This window comes from Streptomyces sp. T39 (assembly GCF_008042045.1).
In the GTDB taxonomy this organism is placed as follows: domain Bacteria; phylum Actinomycetota; class Actinomycetes; order Streptomycetales; family Streptomycetaceae; genus Streptomyces.
The window spans coordinates 1-19,527 of record NZ_RDBP01000039.1 but is presented as its reverse complement, the minus strand read 5'-3'; the positions used below and the strand labels follow the sequence as shown (position 1 = coordinate 19,527).

Here is a 19,527-nt window from a genome sequence, read left to right as displayed (position 1 = left end):
AGGGACGAGTCGTCCGTGGCGCGGCGCCTGGTCAAGGCGCTGTGCGTTGCGCGCTCCGAAGTCCGCCGTGAGGGGGGTGAGTTGCGTGAGTGACAGTCGCAGACTCGAAATCTGCTGGCAACCCCGGTCCCGTTGTCAACGTTTTGACGCTCCGTCAGTTCGGAACTCCGGGCCTGATCGCCAGTCGTCGTGGGCGGGAAACGGATCACGGACCCGCGGGGTGACGCCGCTGGGTCGGGTGGTGGGCGGCATGGATCCGCCGACGGGCTCGACGGTGATGCCGGCGGCGGTGCCCGGTGGCGCCCTGAGTCGTCTCGGCCGTCGTCTCGTTCTGGCGATCACCGTGTGACCCGTGCGTGCCGGTCGCGTTCAGCGGTCGCGCGTAGGATCATGGCGGGTGGCCACGGGATCCGGTGTGCTCCGGGGTCGGGGCGTTCTCGGTGGCGTGACCCTCCGCACGGACTGTCCATGTGTCCGGCTGACCGTGCGCGCCTTCCGGCTGATAGTGATGAGGCTCCCATGAGTGAACTGACGAAGCCCGAGGTCGACGTTCCGGGGGGTGACGCTCCTGCCGAGCTGACCGTCCGGGACCTGGTCGTCGGGGACGGAGCCGAGGTGAAGCCGGGCATGGTGGTCAGGGTCCACTATGTCGGCGTGACCTTCGAGTCCGGGAAGGAGTTCGACGCCTCCTGGGACCGCGGTGAGCCCTTCAAGTTCGCCCTGGGCGGCGGCAAGGTCATCAAGGGCTGGGACCGGGGGGTGAGGGGGATGAAGGTGGGCGGTCGGCGCGAGATCATCGTTCCCCCGCGTCTCGGCTACGGCAATCAGTCGCCCTCGCCGTTGATCCCGGCGGGCTCGACCCTGGTCTTCGTGGTGGACCTGCTGGACTCGTATTCCGGCACCACCGGGTGGAGCAACACCCCACGACCCTGACCGCTCCTTCCCTGCGGCGTGCTGCGCCGGCCGTGCGCCCTTCGCGAACCACCGCCCGACCGTGATCCGAGGGGCCTGCCGCCGGCAGGCCCCTCGGATCTTCGCCGCATCGCCGCGCCGGCTCCGCCGTCATGCGGACGGGACCGTCAGTCCCTGGCCACCAGGTCCTTGAGCGCGATGTTGAGCTTCAGGACGTTGACCCGGGGTTCGCCGACGAAGCCGAGGAAGCGGCCGTCCGTGTGGTCGTCCACGAGTTTCTCGACCACCGCTGCGTCCAGTTCGTTGCGTTCGGCGACTCGGTGGGCCTGGAGCATCGCGTACGCGGGTGAGATGTGCGGGTCGAGGCCGGAGCCGGAGGAGGTGACGGCGTCGGCGGGGACGTCCGCCGGCTTCACCTCGTAGGTGGCGGTGGAGTTGTCCTCGACCACGGCCGCCTTGGCGTCCTCCACCCACTGGATCAGGTCGGCGTTGTCACCCGCACGGTTGGTCGCGCCGGAGAGGAGGAGCGAGTACTGGGTGTTGACGCTGTTGGTGCCGAGGCCGTTGGACGGGCGGGGCTGGAACCACCGCAGGTCCGGTGACGGGGTCTCCTCGCCGTCCGCCGGCGGCAGGTCGTAGCGCTGGCCGATGAGCTCGGAGCCGACGACCCTCCCGCTCGCGTCCTCGATCTCGGACCCGTTCGCCTTTCCGGGGAAGGCCACCTGGGCGGCGCCGGTCACCGCGAGGGGGTACAGCACGCCGCACACGACGGTGAGGACGAGAAGCGCCCGGAGTCCCGCCCACAGGACACGGCCTGTGTTTCCTGCCGAGTTGTTCATGATCAGCCGATTCCGGGGATGAGGGAGATGAGCAGGTCGATGAGCTTGATGCCGAGGAACGGCGCGACCAGGCCGCCCAGTCCGTAGACGGCGAGGTTGCGGCGGAGCATCCGGTCCGCGCTGGTGGGCCGGTAGCGGACGCCCTTGAGGGCGAGCGGGACCAGGGCGACGATGATCAGCGCGTTGAAGACGACCGCGGAGAGGATGGCGGACTCGGGTGAGGCGAGGCCCATGACGTTGAGCTTGTCGAGGCCCGGGTAGGCGACGGCGAACATCGCGGGGATGATCGCGAAGTACTTCGCGACATCGTTGGCGACGGAGAACGTGGTCAGGGCGCCTCGGGTGATGAGGAGCTGCTTGCCGATCCCGACGATCTCGATGAGCTTGGTCGGGTCGGAGTCGAGGTCGACCATGTTGCCGGCTTCCTTGGCGGCCGAGGTGCCGGTGTTCATCGCGACGCCGACGTCGGCCTGCGCCAGTGCCGGCGCGTCATTGGTGCCGTCGCCGGTCATCGCCACGAGCTTGCCGCCGGCCTGCTCGCGCTTGATGAGGGCCATCTTGTCCTCGGGAGTCGCCTCGGCGAGGTAGTCGTCGACGCCCGCCTCCTCGGCGATGGCCTTCGCGGTCAGCGGGTTGTCCCCCGTGATCATGACCGTTCTGATGCCCATGCGGCGCAGCTCGTCGAACCGTTCCCGCATCCCCTCCTTGACGACGTCCTTCAGGTGGACGACACCGAGGACACGCGCGCCCTTCTCGTCGGCCACGGCCACCAGCAGCGGGGTGCCGCCGGCCGCGGAGATCCGGTCGGTGAGCGCCTGGGCCTCCTCGGCGACGCGGCCGCCCTGCTCCTCGACCCACGCGAGGACCGACCTCGTCGCGCCCTTGCGGGTCTTTTGGCCGGCCACGTCCACACCCGACATGCGGGTCTGCGCGGTGAAGGCGACCCAATCGGCGTTCACCAACTCGCCCCGGTGGCGCTCCCGCAGCCCGTGCCTCTCCTTCGCCAGGAGGACGACGGAGCGTCCCTCGGGTGTCTCGTCGGCGAGGGAGGAGAGCTGTGCGGCGTCGGCCAGTTCGGCTTCCGTCGTCCCGCGGACGGGGACGAACTCGACGGCCCGGCGGTTGCCGAGGGTGATGGTGCCGGTCTTGTCGAGCAGCAGTGTCGACACGTCGCCCGCCGCCTCGACCGCGCGGCCGGACATGGCGAGCACGTTGCGCTGCACCAGCCGGTCCATACCGGCGATGCCGATCGCCGAGAGCAGCGCGCCGATCGTGGTGGGGATCAGACAGACCAGGAGCGCGGTGAGGACGATGAGCGAGGTCTGGTCGTCGGCTCCCGCGTAGACGGCGAAGGGCTTGAGGGTGACGACCGCGAGCAGGAAGACGATGGTGAGCGACGCGAGGAGGATGTCGAGGGCGGTCTCGTTGGGCGTCTTCTGCCGGGCCGCCCCCTCCACCAGGTTGATCATGCGGTCGATGAAGGTCTCGCCCGGCTTCGTGGTGATGCGGACGACGATCCGGTCGGAGAGCACCTTGGTGCCGCCGGTGACGGCCGAGCGGTCGCCGCCGGACTCCCGGATGACCGGCGCGGACTCACCGGTGATGGCGGACTCGTCGACGCTCGCGACGCCCTCGACGACATCGCCGTCACCGGGGACGACGTCACCGGCCGTGCAGACCACGAGGTCGCCGATCCGCAGATCGGTGCCCGGCACGCGCTCCTCGGTGCCGCCGGCGATGCGCCGGGCGACGGTGCCGGTCCTGGCCTTGCGCAGCGTGGCGGCCTGGGCCTTGCCGCGGCCCTCGGCCACCGCCTCCGCGAGGTTGGCGAAGATCGTGGTCAGCCACAGCCAGGCGGCGATCGCCCAGCCGAACCCGTTCCCCGGGTCCTTCACGGCGAGCACGGTGGTGAGCACGGAGCCGACGAGGACCACGAACATGACCGGCGATGTGATCATGACCCGTGGGTCGAGCTTGCGCAGGGCGTCCGGGAAGGACTTCACCAGCTGCTTCGGGTCGAGGAGACCACCGCCGACCCGGCCGGCGGGCGGATGCCCGCCGGGCAGGCCGCTGTGCGGCGCCTCGGTCGCGGGGGCGGAGGTGGACATCGTGTCCTCGTGCTTCTCTGCGTCGTGGTGGAGGGTCATGCCGCGAGCCCTTCGGCGAGCGGTCCCAGCGCGAGGGCCGGGAAGTAGGTGAGACCGGTGACGATCATGATCGTTCCGGCCAGGAGGCCGGTGAACAGCGGCTTCGCGGTGCGCAGGGTGCCCGCGGTCTCGGGGACGGGCTTCTGCTCGGCCAGCGAACCGGCCAGCGCGAGGACGAACACCATGGGCAGGAACCGGCCGAGCAGCATCGCGATGCCGATCGTCGTGTTGAACCACTGGGTGTCGGCATTGAGCCCGGCGAACGCGGAGCCGTTGTTGTTGGCGCCGGAGGTGTAGGCGTAGAGGATCTCGGAGAACCCGTGCGCGCCGGAGTTCGTCATCGAGTTCGCCGGGGTGTCCAGCACGAACGAGGCGGCCGTGAAGCCGAGCACGAGGGCCGGGGTGACCAGGATGTAGCAGGCCGCGAGCTTGATCTCCCGCGTTCCGATCTTCTTGCCCAGGTACTCCGGGGTGCGGCCGACCATCAGACCCGCGATGAACACCGCGATCACGGCCATGATCAGCATGCCGTAGAGACCGGAGCCGACACCACCGGGCGCGACCTCGCCCAACTGCATGCCCAGCATGGTGATCCCCCCGCCGAAGCCCGTGTAGGAGGAGTGGAAGGAATTGACCGCGCCGGTCGAGGTGAGTGTCGTCGCCACCGCGAAGATCGACGAGCCGCCGATGCCGAACCGGGTCTCCTTGCCCTCCATCGCCCCTCCGGCGATCTCGAAGGCAGGACCGTGGTGGGCGAACTCGGTCCACATCATCAGCGCGGTGAACCCGAGCCAGATCACGGCCATCGTGCCGAGGATCGCGTAGCCCTGCTTCAGCGAGCCGACCATGCGGCCGAAGGTCCGGGTCAGCGCGAACGGGATCACCAGGATCAGGTAGATCTCGAAGAGGTTCGACAGGCCGTTGGGATTCTCGAAGGGGTGGGCCGAGTTGGCGTTGAAGTAGCCGCCGCCGTTGGTGCCCAGCTCCTTGATGACCTCCTGCGAGGCGACCGCCCCGCCGTTCCACTGCTGCGTGCCGCCCATGAACCGGCCGACCTCGTGGATACCGGCGAAGTTCTGGATCGCCCCGCAGGCGACGAGGACCAGCGCGCCGACGACGGAGATCGGCAGCAGGATCCGGACCGTGCCCCGCACCAGGTCGGACCAGAAGTTGCCCAGCTCACCCGTACGGGACCGGGCGAAGCCGCGTACGAGGGCGACCGCGACGGCGATGCCGACCGCCGCCGAGACGAAGTTCTGCACCGCCAGACCGCCGGTCTGGACCACGTGGCCCATGGCCTGCTCACCGTAGTAGGACTGCCAGTTCGTGTTCGCGACGAACGACGCGGCGGTGTTGAAGGCCTGGTCCGGGTCGATCGACACGAAGCCGAGCGAGCCGGGCAGGGACCCCTGGAGCCGCTGGAGGCCGTACAGGAAGAGCACGCTCACGGCGGAGAAGGCGAGGACTGCTCGCAGATAGGCGGGCCAGCGCATCTCCACCGACGGGTTCGCGCCGATCGCCTTGTAGATCCACTTCTCCGGTCTGCCGTGTTTCTCCGAGGAGTACACGCGCGCCATGTGGTCACCCAAGGGCCGGTACGACAGGCCGAGGGCGAGGACCAGCGCCAGAAGCTGGAGGATGCCGGCCAGGACGGGACTCATATCCGGTTCAGAACCTCTCCGGATCGACCAGCGCGAGCACGAGGTATCCCAGCAGGGCGACGGCGACGAGCAGACCGATCACGTTCTCGGCACTCACAGCTTCGTCACCCCCTCGGCGATGAACGCCACCAGCGCGAAGACCGCGACCATGGTGACGACGAAGGCCAGATCGGCCATCGTGAACTCCCGAATGAAGCGAAGAGCGGATTGTCTGACGGACTGAGCAAACAGCCTTTTCAGCCACCCGCTGTCGCCGTTGACGCCGCCCTGACGTCCTTGACGCACCCTTTGACGCATCCCCTACGCGACGGCCTCCGGGGCCGCCTCGGCTGCCGGTGTGCGCCGGCAGGGAGTGTGGTGTCCGGTGGGCGCGGCGTCGTTCAGGCCCCTCCGCATCGAGCCTCCCGCTCCGGGCGGGGCGGCACGGACGACAGTGGTTTCCCCGACTGCCTGCGGGTGGGGGTACGCGGGTGGAACCGTCGCCTCGTAGCAGCCGGGACCGGACCGGTGCTGGACGCCAACGGCCCCTCGGCGAATGGATGTTGCCCGTGGCGCGGATGCCGCGTGCTGGGGCAGCATACGTGCATGGTCGAGTACGTGCCCTCCCCGGACGAAGTGTCCGCCGCGCAGAGCCCCAACGGCGGCTGGTCGAAGAAGCAGCTTGCGGAATGGGGTGTCCCCTGGCCTCCGCCGACGGGCTGGCGCAAGCACCTGGAGGCGAGGTGGAGGGGGGAGGACGTCGGTCCGTTGCCGCGTGAGGAGCCGGACCAGGACTCCCTGTTCTGACGGATCACGGCGAGCAGGTACCCGGGTGTCCCGCCGGCCCGGGCCCGTACGAGGGGGAACTGTCCCGCCTCGTACGGGCCGGCGCCCTGCGGCGGACCGCCCGCCCGGAAGGCCCCGACCGCCCCGGCCGGTGGGGTGACCCGTGCCTGCCGGGCGGGAAGCACGCTCGCGGCCGCGGCTACGGGCGCCGGACGATCACGGTCCGGTGCTCACGGCCGAAAGGCGGCCACCGCGTCAGGGCAGGATCCATTTCTGGTTCGGGCCGGTGTGGCAGGACCAGAGGTGGACGGGGGTGCCGTCGTTCCAGGCCCCACCGGAGGCGTCGAGGCACCTGCCGGACTGCGGATTGCGCACCGTGCCGTCCGGCTGGGGCCGCCAGACCTGTGCGGCGGAACCGTTGCACGTCCACAACTGGACCTTCGTGCCGTCCGCGCTGCCTCCTCCGGAGACGTCCAGGCACTTGCCCAGCGCCTTCACCGTCCCGTCACCCGCCACCGTCCAGTTCTGCGCGCCCGTGCCGTTGCACGTCCACACCTGGACCTTCGTGCCGTCGGCGGTCCCCGAGTTGTCGACGTCCAGGCACTTGTCGTGCACCCCCTTCACCGCGCCCGTGCCGGAGGCCGCTCCGGGCAGCTTGTTGAGCGTGTACCACGCCTCGGTGCTCCACAGCGACTGGCCGCCCGCGGAGCTGAAGGGACGCGGCGAGCGCACGTGGACCACCCGGTCGGCCTTGAGACCGGGGATGGCCAGCGTGACCGTCCTGGCATCGGCGGAGAGGGTGGCCGACTGGGCGGTGAGGGTCTCCTGGTCGATCTTGGGCCCGCCGTAGTCGGCGGTCGGCGCGTAGCGCCACTGCTTGATCCGGTAGCGCCCGGCCAGGCCGGCGGCCGTCTCCTGCGACAACGGCTGGGTGTACTCCAGCTCGAACCCTCCCGGGACGGCACGCATGGCCCGGATGTCGAAGGCGTTGGCACCGTTCGGTGTGAGTTTCTGCAGGCCGTGGCTGAGCTTGCCCTCCTGTCCCCAGTTGCCGCCGGCGCCCAGTCCGCCCGCGTACAGCGCTCCGTCCGGACCGATGCTGATCCGTGTGACGCCGGCCTCCAGGCCCTGGGTGAGCCGGAAGACGGCGCCCTGGTACTCGCCGCCGACCTTCTCCAGGTAGCCGCGCTGGATGCCACCGTAGGTGACGTCGCCGAAGAGCATCTGTCCGGAGAAGGGGCCCGACGTCAGCTGCAGCGGCGTGCTGGGCGAGTTGGCGATCTCGTTCTGCGGCAGCCACAGCACCGGTTTGGTCACCGGATAGGCGTCGAAGGGGCCGTCGGGGTTGGTGTAGTGGTTGAAGAAGCGGTCCTGCTTGATGTGCACCAGCTTCGACGAGGGCAGCCACCCGCCCTGGTTGTCGGTGACGAAGATGCCGCCTTCGGGGCCCCATCCGATGCCGTTGGGGGTACGCAGTCCGCCCGCGACGTACTCGACCTGCCCGGTCTGCCGGTTCACCTTGACGGTGGTGCCGCGGTTCCGTGCCGGCTGGGGGTCGGTCGTCGCGCCGCCGTAGTTGATGGAGACGGACAGGTTCAGATAGAAGAAGCCGTCCTTGTGGAGCAGGCCGAACGCGAACTCGTGGAAGTTGCCGCCGAAGGGCCAGGTCGCCACCGTCCGGTAGGTGTCGGTGACCTCGTCCCCGTTGGTGTCGGTCAGCTCGGTCAGCTCGTGCTTCTGGGAGACGTAGAGCTTGCCGTCGACGTAGGTGATGCCCATCGGTTCCTTCAGGCCCGAAGCCACCCGCTTCGACGTCACCTTGTCCGGCCCGGTGCTCCCGGTGACATGGTCCAGGAGGTGGACCTCGCCTGCGGTGTTGTTGCTGCCGCCCCAGGTGGTGACGGCCAGACGGCCGTCCGGCAGCCAGTCCATCGCGGACACCTGCGGTTCGAAGCCCGCGGGCCGCAGATCGGTGAGGGTGTAGTTCGGGTGCACCGCGGTCAGGGGCAGTCCGTCACCCGGCGAGTCCCCACCGCCTTCGCACTCCTTCTGGCCCGGTGCGGTCACCCGGACGACGCCGGCGTCCGTGCTGAGTGCGGAGTTCGGCACGACGGAGAAGCCGGTGGCCCCCGGCGGCTTCCAGGCCAGGGTGAGCTGCTGGCCGCCGTCGCGCTCGAAGTGCTCGATGCGCAGCGAGTGCTGTCCGGCGGACAGTTGTACGGTGCCGTCCTTCGGGTCCGGGCCGTGCAGTCCGTCGTGGTCGATGACCAGGTGGTTGTCGATCCACAGACGGGAACCGTCGTCGCTGGTGAGGCGGAAGGTGTGGCCGCCCGCACCGGAGACGGTGAGATTGCCGATGGCGTGGGTGACGAAGCCGCTCTCCAGGCCGAAATCGTCGGCCGACGACCAGTCGATGTCCGGCATCAGTTTGTCGATGTTGGGGGTCTGGCCCGCCTTGAGGGTGCAGAGCCCGCTCAGCGGGGCCTCCACGTCGAAGACACGCAGGGTGACGCCGGGTTCCTGCGGGGGCAGGTCCCGGGCTGTCGTCTCTTTCGCCGGGGCGGGGGACGACGACACTCCGACGGCCAGCAGGGATGCGAGGAGCGCTCCGGCCAGGCGTCTGGCCGGGCGGCGGGGATACGACCGTGAATACACGTGACCTCCTGACGGTCCCCGGAAGGAAGGGACTCGGTCGGACGGGTGGGGGGTCCGCCGCTGCCGGGACGCGCCGTCGTCCCGAATGCGGCAGGTCCCCGGCCGGGGCGGCTTCGCCCCGGCCGGGGTTCGCTCAGGTCTGCGCAGACGCGCGCCACCCACCGGGGCCTGCGGGTGGCGCGGTGCGGGCAGGCCGAAGCCGTCCTGGTGCTACGGCAGTCGGCGTCGTGCGCTGTGCGAGGAGGGGGCCGGCGCGGAACGGAGCAGGACGACGAGCCGCGGTGGTTCACCGCCGGTTCGCTCCCCTGCCGACCGCGCGGGAACGCCTGCCGGCGGTGGACGGGTCCCTTGCGGATGCGCAGGGGTGCTCGCCCTGTTCGCCGCGGCCCCGGCGGCACAGGAAGCCGTTCCCGGCGGTAGGGGGGAGAGGGCCTCAGCCGGTCAGGCCGTGCACGTACCAGCGGCCCCGGGCTTCCTCCTCACCGCCCTGCGGAGGGCGGGAACGGTGTGCCGCGGTCGGGCGGCGGAGGTCGGTGGCACCCTGCGCGACGGACGTCGCACGTGCGTGTCCCGCGGTCGATTCGTGCGCACAGATGTCTCCCGGAGCTGTGAGGGGTGAGGCATGCCGCAGGCGGCATGTGCTGGGAGTACGGGCGCGCGCCGTCGCGCCGGTGTGCGGGTGTCGCAGGTTCACGATCCGACCGCAGCAGCAACGAAGCTAGCGGTGATTGCCCGAGCACGTAAGACCTTCGGCGCACGATGTGACGACTTTTCCCTTGATCGGGACAAAGACCCGCGAGGGGGCCGCCGCCAGGTGACACAGGGGGCATCGGGACCGAGCGTTCGGCACCTGGCGTGACACGCGTCCGGCCGTGCCGTGAACCCGGTCCGTGGCCTTCCGTGACCCTGCGTGCCGGCCGCCGGCACGGCCGCACGGCGCCCTCCTCGCCGCACAGCTCCCCAGCAGATGACGCACAAACGACGCATGTTGCTTGCGTCGTTTGTGCGTCCAAGACTGGAGGTCCCACCGCACGGTGAACACACCACGTGTCCGAGGGCCGACCCGGCACCCGGACGTGTGCGGCACACGGCCCGAGGAGTCGGCCATGAGTTTCCGGACGAGCCCCGGCACCACCGCCGTCGCCCCCGAGGGCGACGCCCAGCTTGACGAGGAACTCGGCCGTCGGCTGCGCGAGGCGGACGAGATCGCCTTCGCCGCCATCTACCGCAAGTGGAGCCCCCTGGTGCACACCATGGCGACCCGCTCGCTGGGGGACTCCTGGGAAGCCGAGGACGTGACCCAGCAGGTCTTCATCGGGGCGTGGCGCGGCCGTGCGGGCTTCCATCAGGAGCGCGGCCCGCTCGGCGCGTGGCTGGTCGGCATCACACGCCGGAAGATCGTCGACGCCCTGGCGGCCAGGACCCGGCGACTGACGCTGGCCAAGGCGGCGGCGGGCATCGCGGAAACGACGCAGCCGGCGTCGGGCGCCCCGGAGGCCGTACTCGACCGCGTCCTGCTCGTGCACGCGTTGTCGTCCCTGTCGCCGGAGCAGCGGGAGATCCTCTGCATGGCCTTCTTCGAGGACCTGACGCACACACAGATCGCGCAGCGGACGGGCCTCCCGCTGGGGACGGTGAAGAGCCACTGCCGCCGCGGGCTGCAGAAGCTCAGGACCGGAATCGAACAGGGGCGCGGCCGCCCCGAGGCCGCCTGACACGTCCGGCGGCCGCATCCGGCGGACCCCCCGTGCCCGAAACACCACCGTGACTCCTCACCGACGGGGGTGTCCTGGGAGGAGGGCGCGGTGCAACACGTCACGCCAGGGCGACTGGCGGATCTGGCACTGGGGAACGCCGCGGCGGGCGACGACGCCGAGGCCCTCCGCCACCTGGCGGAGTGTGCGCCCTGCCGCGAGGAATTCACCCGTCTCCACCGGGTCGTGGTCGCGGCACGCGACGTCGAACAGCTGGATCTGCCCCTCGCACCACCCGCACGCGTCTGGCAGGAGATCGTCCGGGAACTGGCGCTGCCCCTGGAGGACGTGCGGCCTGCCGCGGCACCACGGGACACGGCCCCCACCCGGCCGAGAGCCCGTCGGCGCGTGGCGCTCGCGTCCTTCGCGACGGCCGCGAGGAGATTCGCGCGGCGCGCACGTGCCCTCGCCGCCGCCGCCCGCCTGACGCGGCGTCGGCGGCCGCGCGACGGACGCCCCTCTCCCTGAGCGTGCCCGTCGAGGCCGGTGTCCTGCGCGGGGCCGCCGGGTCGCGGCGGGTGCGCCGCGGCGCCCGCGGATCCGTACGCCCGTGCGGCTGCTGACGGATCCACAGACCGGTGCGACGGCTGACACGGTGTTCCCCGGTGAGGGCGGACCGCGATCCGCTGCGTCCGCGGATTCGCACGCCTGTGCCACCGCCGACCGGCATCTCCCGCAGGGGCGGCCCGCGATCCGCTGCATCCGCGCACACCTCCTGCGGTGAAGAGATGCTCGGGCGGGAGCCGCTCACCACGGCTGGGGGCAGGAGACACACATGCGGACGTTGCGCACGGCAGGGGGCGCCGCCCGGCGCTTGCCGTGTCGCGCACCGGGCACCCGGCCTCAGGGAAGCAGACTCAACTCTCTCGGCCGCATCACGGAGTTCCTCCGGCGGTCGAACGGCAGAGCACCCGGCCACTGGCTGAACGAACCCCCGACGAGAGGTGTCCACATGCCCTGCGGCCATACGGCGCGCACCCAGAGCCCCATGGGCCGTCCCCCTCACCATCCGGCACGGGAGAGCGCGCCCCCCGACGCACGGCCCCACGACAGGCCCCACGCCCAGCCGGCCGTACCCGACGAGGCCCCGCCCGCCGCACCCGACGGGCGGTGCGCCGGCGCGGGGCAGGGAGCTCTCGCGGCGGCCGACGCGGGAGCACCGGCGGCGCCCACCGTGGATCCCGACACGGACCCGTCGCGGGCCGTGGAGCAGGTACTGGACGCCTACCTGCGTGAGCGGGTGGCCGAAGCCGAGAGCGTCGACCCCCTGTTCGCCCGGGAGGTCGCGGGACGGGTGCAGTCCCTGGTGCTGCGCGGTGGCAAACGTCTGCGCGCACGCTTCGCCTGGTGGGGCTGGCGTGCGGGCGGGGGTTCCGAACAGGGGCGAGGAGCGCGGGCGGCGCTCCGTCTCGGTTCCGCGCTGGAGCTGATCCAGGCATGCGCGCTGATCCATGACGACGTCATGGACGACTCGTCCCTGCGCCGCGGTGCGCCCACCCTGCACGTGGACTTCGCGGACGTCCACGCCGCGGCCGGCATGCGCGGTGACCACGGCGGCTACGGACGGGCCGCCGCCATACTCGCCGGCGACCTGGCCCTGTCCTGGGCCGACGACCTCGCCGCCGAGACGGGGGCGGAGTGCGCGACGCAGCAGCCCCTGCTCGCCGTATGGCGTCGTATGCGCCAGGAGATGGTCGCGGGTCAGTACCTGGACATGCGCGCCCAGGCGAGCTCCTCGACCCCCGGACAAGCCCTGCGCATCGCGTTCCTGAAGACGGCCCTCTACACCGTGGAGCGCCCGCTGGCCCTGGGCGCGGCACTCGCCGGGATGGACGCCCGTGACGCCGCGGCGTTGTGCGCCGCGGGCCGCTGTGCCGGTGTGGCCTTCCAGCTGCGCGACGACCTGCTGGGCGTCTTCGGCGATCCCGCCCTCACCGGCAAGCCCTCCGGTGAGGACATCCGCAGCGGCAAGCCCACCTATCTGACGGCAGTGGCCCGCGCCCGGCTGGAGCGGTCCGGGGACACGTCCTCCCTGCGGCTGCTGCACCGGGCCGTCGGCGACCCGGGCCTCGGGGAGGCCGACCTGCGCAGGGTGCGCGACGTGCTCGAAGGGTCGGGGGCGCGCAGCGCCACGGAAGCGGAGATCGACCGTCTCGTCCGGCGCAGCCGGGAGCATCTGATGCGCGTCCCCCTGTCCGCGCCCGTCGACAGGCATCTGTTCGACCTCCTCGGCACCGCGGTGGGCCGTGCGCAGGTCGGAGGCGGTGACCGGGCGGCGCCGGGCCGCCCGGCCCGGCACGAGGAAGGCACGACGCCCGTGAGAGGAGAACACACGTGAAGACGGTCAAGGGGCCCACCGACCACGTGGTCGTGGTGGGGGCGGGCTTGTCGGGCCTGTCCGCGGCGTTGCACCTGCTCGGTGCGGGGCGGCGCGTCACCGTCGTCGAACGCGAAGCGCTGCCGGGCGGACGGGCGGGACGCTTCGAGATGGGCGGCTACCACGTCGACAGCGGACCCACCGTGCTGACCATGCCGGACATCGCCGACGAGGCCTTCGCCGCGGTCGGCGACAGGCTCGCCGACCGGGTCGAGCTCGTGGAGCTGCACCCCGCCTACCGGGCGCGGTTCGCCGACGGCTCGCAGCTCGACGTGCACACCGGGGCGGCGGCGATGGAGGAGGAGGTCCGCCGCTTCGCGGGCGACCGGGAAGCGGCGGGATACCGGCGGCTGCGCGGGTGGCTCACCGATCTGTACGCGGCCCAGATGCGGCGTTTCATCGATGCCAACTTCGACTCGCCGCTCCAGCTGCTCCACCCGGATCTCGTACGCCTCGCCCGGCTGGGCGCCTTCAGCAGGCTCGATCCGCAGATCGGGCGCTTCCTCTCGGACGAGCGGCTGCGCCGGGTGTTCTCCTTCCAGGCCCTCTACGCCGGCGTCGCGCCGGAGCGGGCCCTGGCCGCCTACGCGGTGATCGCCTACATGGACACGGTGGCGGGGGTGTACTTCCCGCGCGGCGGCATGCACGCCCTGCCGCGCGCCATGGCCGACTCCGCCGCCGGGGCCGGCGCGGAGTTCCGCTGGAACACCGAGGTGGGCCGGCTGGAGCGGCGCGGCGGGCGGATCACGGCGGTGCACACGGCCGACGGCGACCGCATCGCCTGCGACGCCGTGGTGCTGACGCCGGATCTGCCGGTCGTGCACCGCCTGCTGGGCCGGTCGCCGCGCCGTCCCGTCGCCCTGCGGTACTCCCCCTCGGCCGTCGTCCTGCACGCCGGGACCGACCGGACGTGGCCTCACCTCGCCCACCACACCATCTCGTTCGGCGCCGCCTGGAAGAGCACGTTCCGCGAACTCACCCAGCAGGGCGCCCTCATGAGCGACCCCTCGCTCCTCATCACCCGGCCCACGACCCACGACCCGTCGCTGGCACCGGAGGGAAAACACCTGCACTACATCCTCGCGCCCTGCCCGAACACCGACATCGGTCCCGGCACCCGGGAGTGGCACGACCTGGCGCCCCGCTACCGGGACAGCCTGCTGACCGTGCTGGAGAAACGTGGTCTCGACGGGATCGGCGCGGCGATCGAGCAGGAGTGCCTGGTGACGCCCGCCGACTGGACCGCTCAGGGGCACGCCGCCGGGACGCCGTTCTCCGCCGCGCACACGTTCGCGCAGACCGGCCCCTTCCGGCCCCGCAACCTGGTGCGCGGCATCGAGAACGCGGTCGTCGCGGGCTGCGGCACCACGCCCGGCGTCGGGGTGCCCACGGTGCTGATCTCCGGGAAGCTCGCGGCGGGCCGGATCACCGGCGGCGACCGCGCCGGGACCCCGCGCGTCCGGCGCGGGCGCGGGGACGCCCCGCTCGTGCCCGCGTCCGGGGGTGATGCGTCATGACGCGCCGTGAGCTGGATGCCGCGGGCATCCACGATCCGGCCCTGCGCGAGGCGTACGCGTTCTGCCGGCGGCTCAACGCGCGCCACGGCAGGACCTACTTCCTCGCCGCCCGCTTCCTGCCGGTCGGGCGCCGGCCGGCCGTCCACGCCCTGTACGGGTTCGCCCGGTGGGCGGACGACATCGTCGACGACCTCGACAGCGCCGCGTCCCGCGCGGAGCGCAACGTGGCGCTGAAGGCGCTCCGGGGGCGCATGGACACGGGTCTGCGGACCGGCACGAGCGAGGAGCCGGTGATCCGGGCGCTCGTGCACACCGCGGAGCGGTACGCCATCGATCCCGCCCACTTCGCGGACTTCATGGACTCGATGTTCAGCGACCTCGACGTCACCGACTACCCCACGTACGAGGACCTCGCGCGGTACATGCACGGTTCCGCCGCGGTGATCGGCCTGCAGATGCTGCCGGTCCTCGGCACCGTCGTGCCCCGCGCCGAGGCCGCACCGCACGCGGCCGCCCTCGGCGTCGCCTTCCAGCTCACCAACTTCCTCCGGGACGTGGGCGAGGACCTCGACCGCGGGCGGGTCTATCTGCCGGCCGACCTTCTCGCGGCGCACGGCGCGGACCGCGACCTGCTGGCCTGGAGCCGCCGGACGGGGCGGGACGACCCGCGGATCCGGGCCGCGCTCCGCGCGGGCATCGCCCTGACACGGGAGGTCTACCGGCAGGCCGAACCGGGCCTGGCCATGCTGGACCCGGTGGCCCGTCCCTGCATGCGCACCGCCTTCACGCTCTACCAGGACATCCTGGGCGCCATCGAGGCGGACGGGTTCCAGGTACTGCACCGGCGCGCGGTGGTCCCCCGGCGCCGCCGGGCCGCTCTGGCGCTGGCGGGGGCGGCCCGCGCGGTCCGGGCCAGGCGCCACGAGGCCGGGCGGCACGACGGCGCCGGCCGGGAACCGTTGGGTCCGGCAGCGGTCGCGACGGAGAGGAGGTCCAGCCGATGACGGGACGGGACGATACGGGAGCACGGCGCCGCGGCCTGCGCGACCGGGTGCCCCTGCGCCTGCGGAAGCCGGTCCCCTGGCACCGGCAGGGCCCGACCTGGCGCGCGGCGAAGCCCGCCGTGATCGCCCAGGCCCTGAAGTGGGCGAACGCGCAGCCCTCGGGGAACTGGTACGTCCTGGCGGCGAGCACCGAGATCCGCGGGAACGCGCCGTTCGGCCGGAACGTGGCGGGGACGGAGGTGGTCGTCTGGCGGAACGAGGCGGGCCGGCTCCTGGCGGGCCCGGGCGCGTGCCCGCATCTCGGGGCTCCGCTCCGGGACAGTCCCGTGGTGTGCGGGACCCTGGTGTGCCATTGGCACGGGCTGGCCCTGGACGGCGGGCCGTTCGCCGGCTGGGCCCCGTATCCGGTGCACGACGACGGGGTGCTGGTGTGGGTGCGTCTGGACGGCCCCGGGGGCGAGGCACCGCTGGAGAAGCCGGTGCTGCCCGTGCGGCCGGACCCGGCGCGCTCGGTCGCGGCCGTCTACACCACCGTGGGGACGTGCGAGCCCGAGGACATCGTGGCCAACCGTCTCGACCCCTGGCACGGCGCCTGGTTCCATCCCTACTCCTTCGTCGATCTGACGGTCGACCAGCAGGCGGGTGACCCCGCGGCCGACCCCGGGGACGGCTTCGCCGTCGATGTGTCCTTCAAGGTGGCGGGCCGCGCCGTGGTGCCGGTCCGCGCGGTCTTCACCACGCCCGAACCACGCACCGTCGTCATGCACATCACGGAGGGCGAAGGCGTCGGCTCGGTGGTGGAGACCCACGCCACCCCCTTGGGCCCCGACGCCCTGGGCAACCCGCGCACCGCGGTGATCGAAGCGGTCGTCGCCACCTCCGGGCGGCCCGGCTTCGCCGCCGCCAGAGCGGCGGCCACGCTGCTGCGGCCCCTGATGCGCCGCACGGCGGGCCGTCTGTGGCGGGACGATCTCGCGTACGCGGAACGGCGCTGGGCGCTGCGGAGCACCGGACGCTTCCCCGGTTGAGCCCCGCTCCGGGGCCGTGGGTCACACCCCTTGTCGGCGGCCCCGGAGCGGTCAGGGCCGGCCTCGGACGAGCGTCCGCGGCCGGCCCGCCCGCGTCACGCCAGTCCCGCCAGCAGACGCATGGCCCGGGACCGGCCGCGCCGCGGCACCGTCCAGAGCACCTGCCCGCGCACCCCCCACCGTTCGAGCAGCGCGTTCGCGGCGAGGAAGCCGCTGGTGGCGGCCCGTTCCATCAGGGCGACGGGCAGGTCGGTCCGCACCAGGTCGCCCGCCAGCACGAGCGTGGGGTCCGGGGTGCGCACGCCCGGCCGGTCCGGGTAGGCGCCCACGGGGAACAGGGGGCAGTCGGCCCGCCACTCGTGCCGCTGGTCCACGATCCTCGCGTCCGCGGTCTCGGGGTACACCCGGTGCAACTGCTCGATCAGCCGCTTCTGCTCGTCGGGCCGGTCGGCCTGGGGGTCGACCGCGTAGGCGTGCAGTTCGACCACCGAGCCGCCGGTGCGGGCGGCCCACCGGGCCGCTTCGCCCTCCCAGCGGTCCAGGACGCTCACGTTGTCCAGGGACGCGTATCCGCTCGTGCCGAGGAAGCCCGCCCGCTCGGGGCGCACCGGCCGGTCGAGCCAGAGCCGCGAGACCAGGAACGGCGGTGCCGTGCGCAGCCGTGCGACGCCCTCGTGCCACGCCGCGTCGGCCACCTGGGGCGACGCCTCGGCGAGCGCGCGCAGACCCGGTGTGTCGAGGGCGAGCACCGTGGCGTCGAAGCGTTCGGTCCGGCCGCCTGCCGTGATCCGGTGGCCGCCGGTTTCCAGGGGGGTCATCGTGTCGACCGGTGTCGCGGTGCGCAGCCGGACGCCGTGGCCCTCCAGGTAGGCGGCCAGCGGATCCCACAACGCCTGCGGGAAGGGCTCGTCGGGGACGTCGAAGAGCAGCCCCTCGCTGGAGCCGAGGAAGTAGATGTGGAACATGAGCACCAGTTCCGCGGCCGACAGTTCACGCGGGTCTGCGAAGAAGCTGCGGGAGAACACCTCGAAGGCGAGATGGTGCGCGGCCTCCGGGAAACGGATGCCCGTCAGGAAGTCGTGGGCGCTGACCGAGTCGAGTGCCGTGTAGACCTCCGGCACCCGCACGTCCAGCAGCGGAAGAGCCGCCCTCGGATCCATGCGCGCCATGTCGCGCCAGCCGAAGGTGGGGCTGAGGGCGGCGAATCCCGCGGCACTCCACGGGGGTGTCCGGGGCACCTTGGCGAAGCTGTCGCGCATGCCGGCGCTGTGCTGGAGGGGGTAGTCCGGTACGGCGGTGAGCATGGTCAGTCCGCCGTCGGCACGCCGCAACAGCCCGCGCAGGTTGTAGTACTGCCGGAAGAAGGCGTGGAATCCACGGCTCATGGTGACCCGTGAGCCGTCGACGAGATCCACCGGCCAGCCCGCCAGGCGGCCGCCGAGGGTGGGTTCGCGCTCGTACAGGGTGACCCGGGCGCCGCGTTCGGCGAGCCCGGTCGCCGCCGCGAGTCCGGCGATCCCTCCGCCGACCACGGCGACGCGGGGCGCCTCCCCCGCAAACCGGGGGCGCCCGGCGGCCGGGTGCAGGACCTCGGCCTGCCGGTCTCTGCCGCGACGCGGCGCGGTGGGGCGCGCGTTCTCGGGTGTCCATCGCGAGGTCACTCCTGCTCCTTCGGTCGTCGAACGGTCACGGCGCTGCCGGCAGGGGGAGCCGTCCGGGCCCCTCCCCTTCGGACGGCGCGGGTCACGGTGGTGCGGCACGCCGCTTCCTGAAGGGAAGGCCGGCGACGGTGCGCACCATGGGCAGGACCGGGGTCCGGCACCCGATCACCAGATCCTCGCGCACGCTCGTGCCGCCATCGAGGAACCGCAGCATCCGTTCCATCGGCACGTGCGCGAACAGGCCGCAGAAGAAGTCGGCGCCGTTCACCCGGCCGGAGTCGAGCGCGCGGAGCATGACGGCGTCCATCGCCCGGGAACGCCGCGCGTGCGGGCGGGGCGGAGCAGGCACCGCCCCGGTGCGGTAGGCGTGGGCGATCGCGCGGCTCTGCCGCTGCACCGCGGAGAACGTGTACCCGGTGGCGGGCCGGGTCGCGCCCCCGCTGGTGCCGATGCGGAACACCCTGTCGCCGGTCCTGCGGGGGAAGCGTGCGTCGGTCATCGGGATGACGCCCTGCTCGGTGTCGTAGACCTCGTACGGCCCGAGCCGCAGCACCTCGCTCGTGTACTGGTGCAGCGCCGCCTCGTAGGCCTCACCGGACAGCGGCGCCGCGGAGAACTCGGTGTACTCGACCAGCGCGCGGTCGCGTCCGAGGGGAAGCAGATATCCGAACGAGAGGCCGTGCGCCGGCTGGGGCGTGCGGAAGTCCATCAGCGTGGCGGTCTCCGTGCCGAACGGCGCGGCGCCCGCCGGGGAGCCGTCGGTGCGCACGAACCAGCCCCGGAAGTGCTGCAGGAGCGCGGTGCGGTGGGGAGGCAGCCGGGGCAGCGGGCGCGAGTCGTACGCCCAGCGGGCCCGCAGTTCGAGCGGCTGTCCCCCGGGCAGGGTCGCCGACACGCGCACGCCGCCGGCGTCGTCGCGCAGGGCGTCGACGGTGGCGGTCACGCGCGTCGCGAGGGAGGAGGCCGCGAGCCCGGCGCCGACGAACTCCTCGAACGCCCGGGAACGGATCATCTTGTAGCGCCAGGGGCGGGGCCGGCTCTCCCACGTCTGCCCGTGCGGGCCGCGGACCGCGAGCCGGTCCCACGACCGCACCACCGCGTCGTCGAACTCGCCCCGCTCCTTCTCCCAGAAGCACCAGGTCCGCTCCGGGGGCCGCAGCGGGCCGGGCGGGGCGTCGATCAGGACGACCCGCGGGGCGGGTCGTCC

General features: G+C 72.4%; 16 protein-coding genes. 8 read left to right on the top strand and 8 right to left on the bottom strand.

Going from position 1 to position 19,527, the window contains the following annotated elements:
• Positions 1–519: 519 nt before the first annotated feature.
• Complete coding sequence (locus EAO77_RS27985) at positions 520–933, top strand: FKBP-type peptidyl-prolyl cis-trans isomerase (RefSeq protein WP_147991118.1); 414 nt, start codon at positions 520–522, stop codon at positions 931–933.
• A 146-nt stretch (positions 934–1,079) separates the two neighbouring features.
• On the opposite strand, the gene EAO77_RS27980 is transcribed toward EAO77_RS27985, so the two are convergent.
• The 5 genes from EAO77_RS27980 to EAO77_RS27960 are packed head-to-tail and all read right to left on the bottom strand — an operon-like array spanning position 1,080 to position 5,844.
• Positions 1,080–1,751 (bottom strand): potassium-transporting ATPase subunit C, encoded by a 672-nt coding sequence (locus tag EAO77_RS27980; RefSeq protein ID WP_147991117.1) that lies wholly within the window; start codon positions 1,749–1,751, stop codon positions 1,080–1,082.
• 2 nt (positions 1,752–1,753) lie between these two features.
• Positions 1,754–3,859: a potassium-transporting ATPase subunit KdpB gene (gene kdpB, locus EAO77_RS27975; protein ID WP_147991148.1), complete on the bottom strand. Its 2,106-nt coding sequence runs from the start codon at positions 3,857–3,859 to the stop codon at positions 1,754–1,756.
• Between the two features lie 35 nt (positions 3,860–3,894).
• A complete protein-coding gene (gene kdpA / locus EAO77_RS27970) occupies positions 3,895–5,559 on the bottom strand; it encodes a potassium-transporting ATPase subunit KdpA (RefSeq protein WP_147991116.1) in 1,665 nt (554 codons plus the stop codon).
• Between the two features lie 7 nt (positions 5,560–5,566).
• Positions 5,567–5,656, bottom strand: coding sequence for a K(+)-transporting ATPase subunit F (gene kdpF, locus EAO77_RS27965; protein ID WP_147991115.1), 90 nt, complete (start codon positions 5,654–5,656; stop codon positions 5,567–5,569).
• The gene (locus EAO77_RS27960; RefSeq protein ID WP_147991114.1) at positions 5,653–5,844 is read right to left on the bottom strand and encodes a hypothetical protein; all 192 of its coding nucleotides are present in this window, start codon (positions 5,842–5,844) and stop codon (positions 5,653–5,655) included. The genes kdpF and EAO77_RS27960 overlap by 4 nt, the downstream gene beginning before the upstream one ends.
• A gap of 300 nt (positions 5,845–6,144) precedes the next feature.
• On the opposite strand from EAO77_RS27960, the gene EAO77_RS27955 reads away from it, so the two are divergent.
• Entirely contained in the window at positions 6,145–6,345 is a 201-nt protein-coding gene (locus EAO77_RS27955; RefSeq protein WP_147991113.1) for a hypothetical protein, read from the top strand.
• Between the two features lie 234 nt (positions 6,346–6,579).
• Here EAO77_RS27955 and EAO77_RS27950 read toward each other — a convergent pair whose 3' ends face one another.
• The gene (locus tag EAO77_RS27950) at positions 6,580–8,916 is read right to left on the bottom strand and encodes a ricin-type beta-trefoil lectin domain protein (RefSeq protein WP_410088727.1); all 2,337 of its coding nucleotides are present in this window, start codon (positions 8,914–8,916) and stop codon (positions 6,580–6,582) included.
• Between the two features lie 1,169 nt (positions 8,917–10,085).
• On the opposite strand from EAO77_RS27950, the gene EAO77_RS27945 reads away from it, so the two are divergent.
• From EAO77_RS27945 to EAO77_RS27920, 6 genes are all read left to right on the top strand, one after another.
• Positions 10,086–10,694 carry an RNA polymerase sigma factor gene (locus tag EAO77_RS27945; RefSeq protein WP_147991111.1) on the top strand — a complete coding sequence of 203 codons (609 nt, stop codon included), beginning with the start codon at positions 10,086–10,088 and terminating at the stop codon, positions 10,692–10,694.
• Positions 10,695–10,784: 90 nt separating this feature from the next.
• Positions 10,785–11,201, top strand: a complete 417-nt coding sequence (locus tag EAO77_RS27940; protein WP_147991110.1) for a hypothetical protein — start codon at positions 10,785–10,787, stop codon at positions 11,199–11,201.
• 520 nt (positions 11,202–11,721) lie between these two features.
• On the top strand, positions 11,722–13,071 hold the full coding sequence (locus EAO77_RS27935; protein ID WP_187283444.1) for a polyprenyl synthetase family protein: 1,350 nt from the start codon (positions 11,722–11,724) through the stop codon (positions 13,069–13,071).
• On the top strand, positions 13,068–14,627 hold the full coding sequence (locus tag EAO77_RS27930; RefSeq protein WP_147991109.1) for a phytoene desaturase: 1,560 nt from the start codon (positions 13,068–13,070) through the stop codon (positions 14,625–14,627). The genes EAO77_RS27935 and EAO77_RS27930 overlap by 4 nt, the downstream gene beginning before the upstream one ends.
• The gene (locus EAO77_RS27925) at positions 14,624–15,631 is read left to right on the top strand and encodes a phytoene/squalene synthase family protein (protein ID WP_147991108.1); all 1,008 of its coding nucleotides are present in this window, start codon (positions 14,624–14,626) and stop codon (positions 15,629–15,631) included. Before EAO77_RS27930 ends, EAO77_RS27925 begins: the two co-directional genes overlap by 4 nt.
• On the top strand, positions 15,628–16,659 hold the full coding sequence (locus tag EAO77_RS27920; protein WP_147991107.1) for a DUF5914 domain-containing protein: 1,032 nt from the start codon (positions 15,628–15,630) through the stop codon (positions 16,657–16,659). Before EAO77_RS27925 ends, EAO77_RS27920 begins: the two co-directional genes overlap by 4 nt.
• Before the next feature lie 95 nt (positions 16,660–16,754).
• Here the strand turns inward: EAO77_RS27920 and EAO77_RS27915 are convergent, their stop codons facing one another.
• Together EAO77_RS27915 and EAO77_RS27910 are read right to left on the bottom strand one after the other, a co-directional pair.
• Positions 16,755–18,320, bottom strand: coding sequence for an FAD-dependent oxidoreductase (locus tag EAO77_RS27915; RefSeq protein WP_147991106.1), 1,566 nt, complete (start codon positions 18,318–18,320; stop codon positions 16,755–16,757).
• 82 nt (positions 18,321–18,402) lie between these two features.
• The coding region (locus tag EAO77_RS27910; protein WP_147991105.1) for a lycopene cyclase family protein at positions 18,403–19,527 on the bottom strand (1,125 nt) is incomplete at its 5' end.

What these genes read in the sequence shown, in the direction of transcription:
- EAO77_RS27935 (WP_187283444.1), top strand. Translation starts at nt 11,722, where the DNA reads ATGGGCCGTCCCCCTCACCATCCGGCACGGGAGAGCGCGCCCCCCGAC.
- kdpA (WP_147991116.1), bottom strand. Translation starts at nt 5,559, where the DNA reads ATGAGTCCCGTCCTGGCCGGCATCCTCCAGCTTCTGGCGCTGGTCCTC.
- kdpB (WP_147991148.1), bottom strand. Translation starts at nt 3,859, where the DNA reads ATGTCCACCTCCGCCCCCGCGACCGAGGCGCCGCACAGCGGCCTGCCC.
- EAO77_RS27920 (WP_147991107.1), top strand. Translation starts at nt 15,628, where the DNA reads ATGACGGGACGGGACGATACGGGAGCACGGCGCCGCGGCCTGCGCGAC.
- EAO77_RS27925 (WP_147991108.1), top strand. Translation starts at nt 14,624, where the DNA reads ATGACGCGCCGTGAGCTGGATGCCGCGGGCATCCACGATCCGGCCCTG.
- EAO77_RS27980 (WP_147991117.1), bottom strand. Translation starts at nt 1,751, where the DNA reads ATGAACAACTCGGCAGGAAACACAGGCCGTGTCCTGTGGGCGGGACTC.
- EAO77_RS27985 (WP_147991118.1), top strand. Translation starts at nt 520, where the DNA reads ATGAGTGAACTGACGAAGCCCGAGGTCGACGTTCCGGGGGGTGACGCT.
- EAO77_RS27945 (WP_147991111.1), top strand. Translation starts at nt 10,086, where the DNA reads ATGAGTTTCCGGACGAGCCCCGGCACCACCGCCGTCGCCCCCGAGGGC.
- EAO77_RS27955 (WP_147991113.1), top strand. Translation starts at nt 6,145, where the DNA reads ATGGTCGAGTACGTGCCCTCCCCGGACGAAGTGTCCGCCGCGCAGAGC.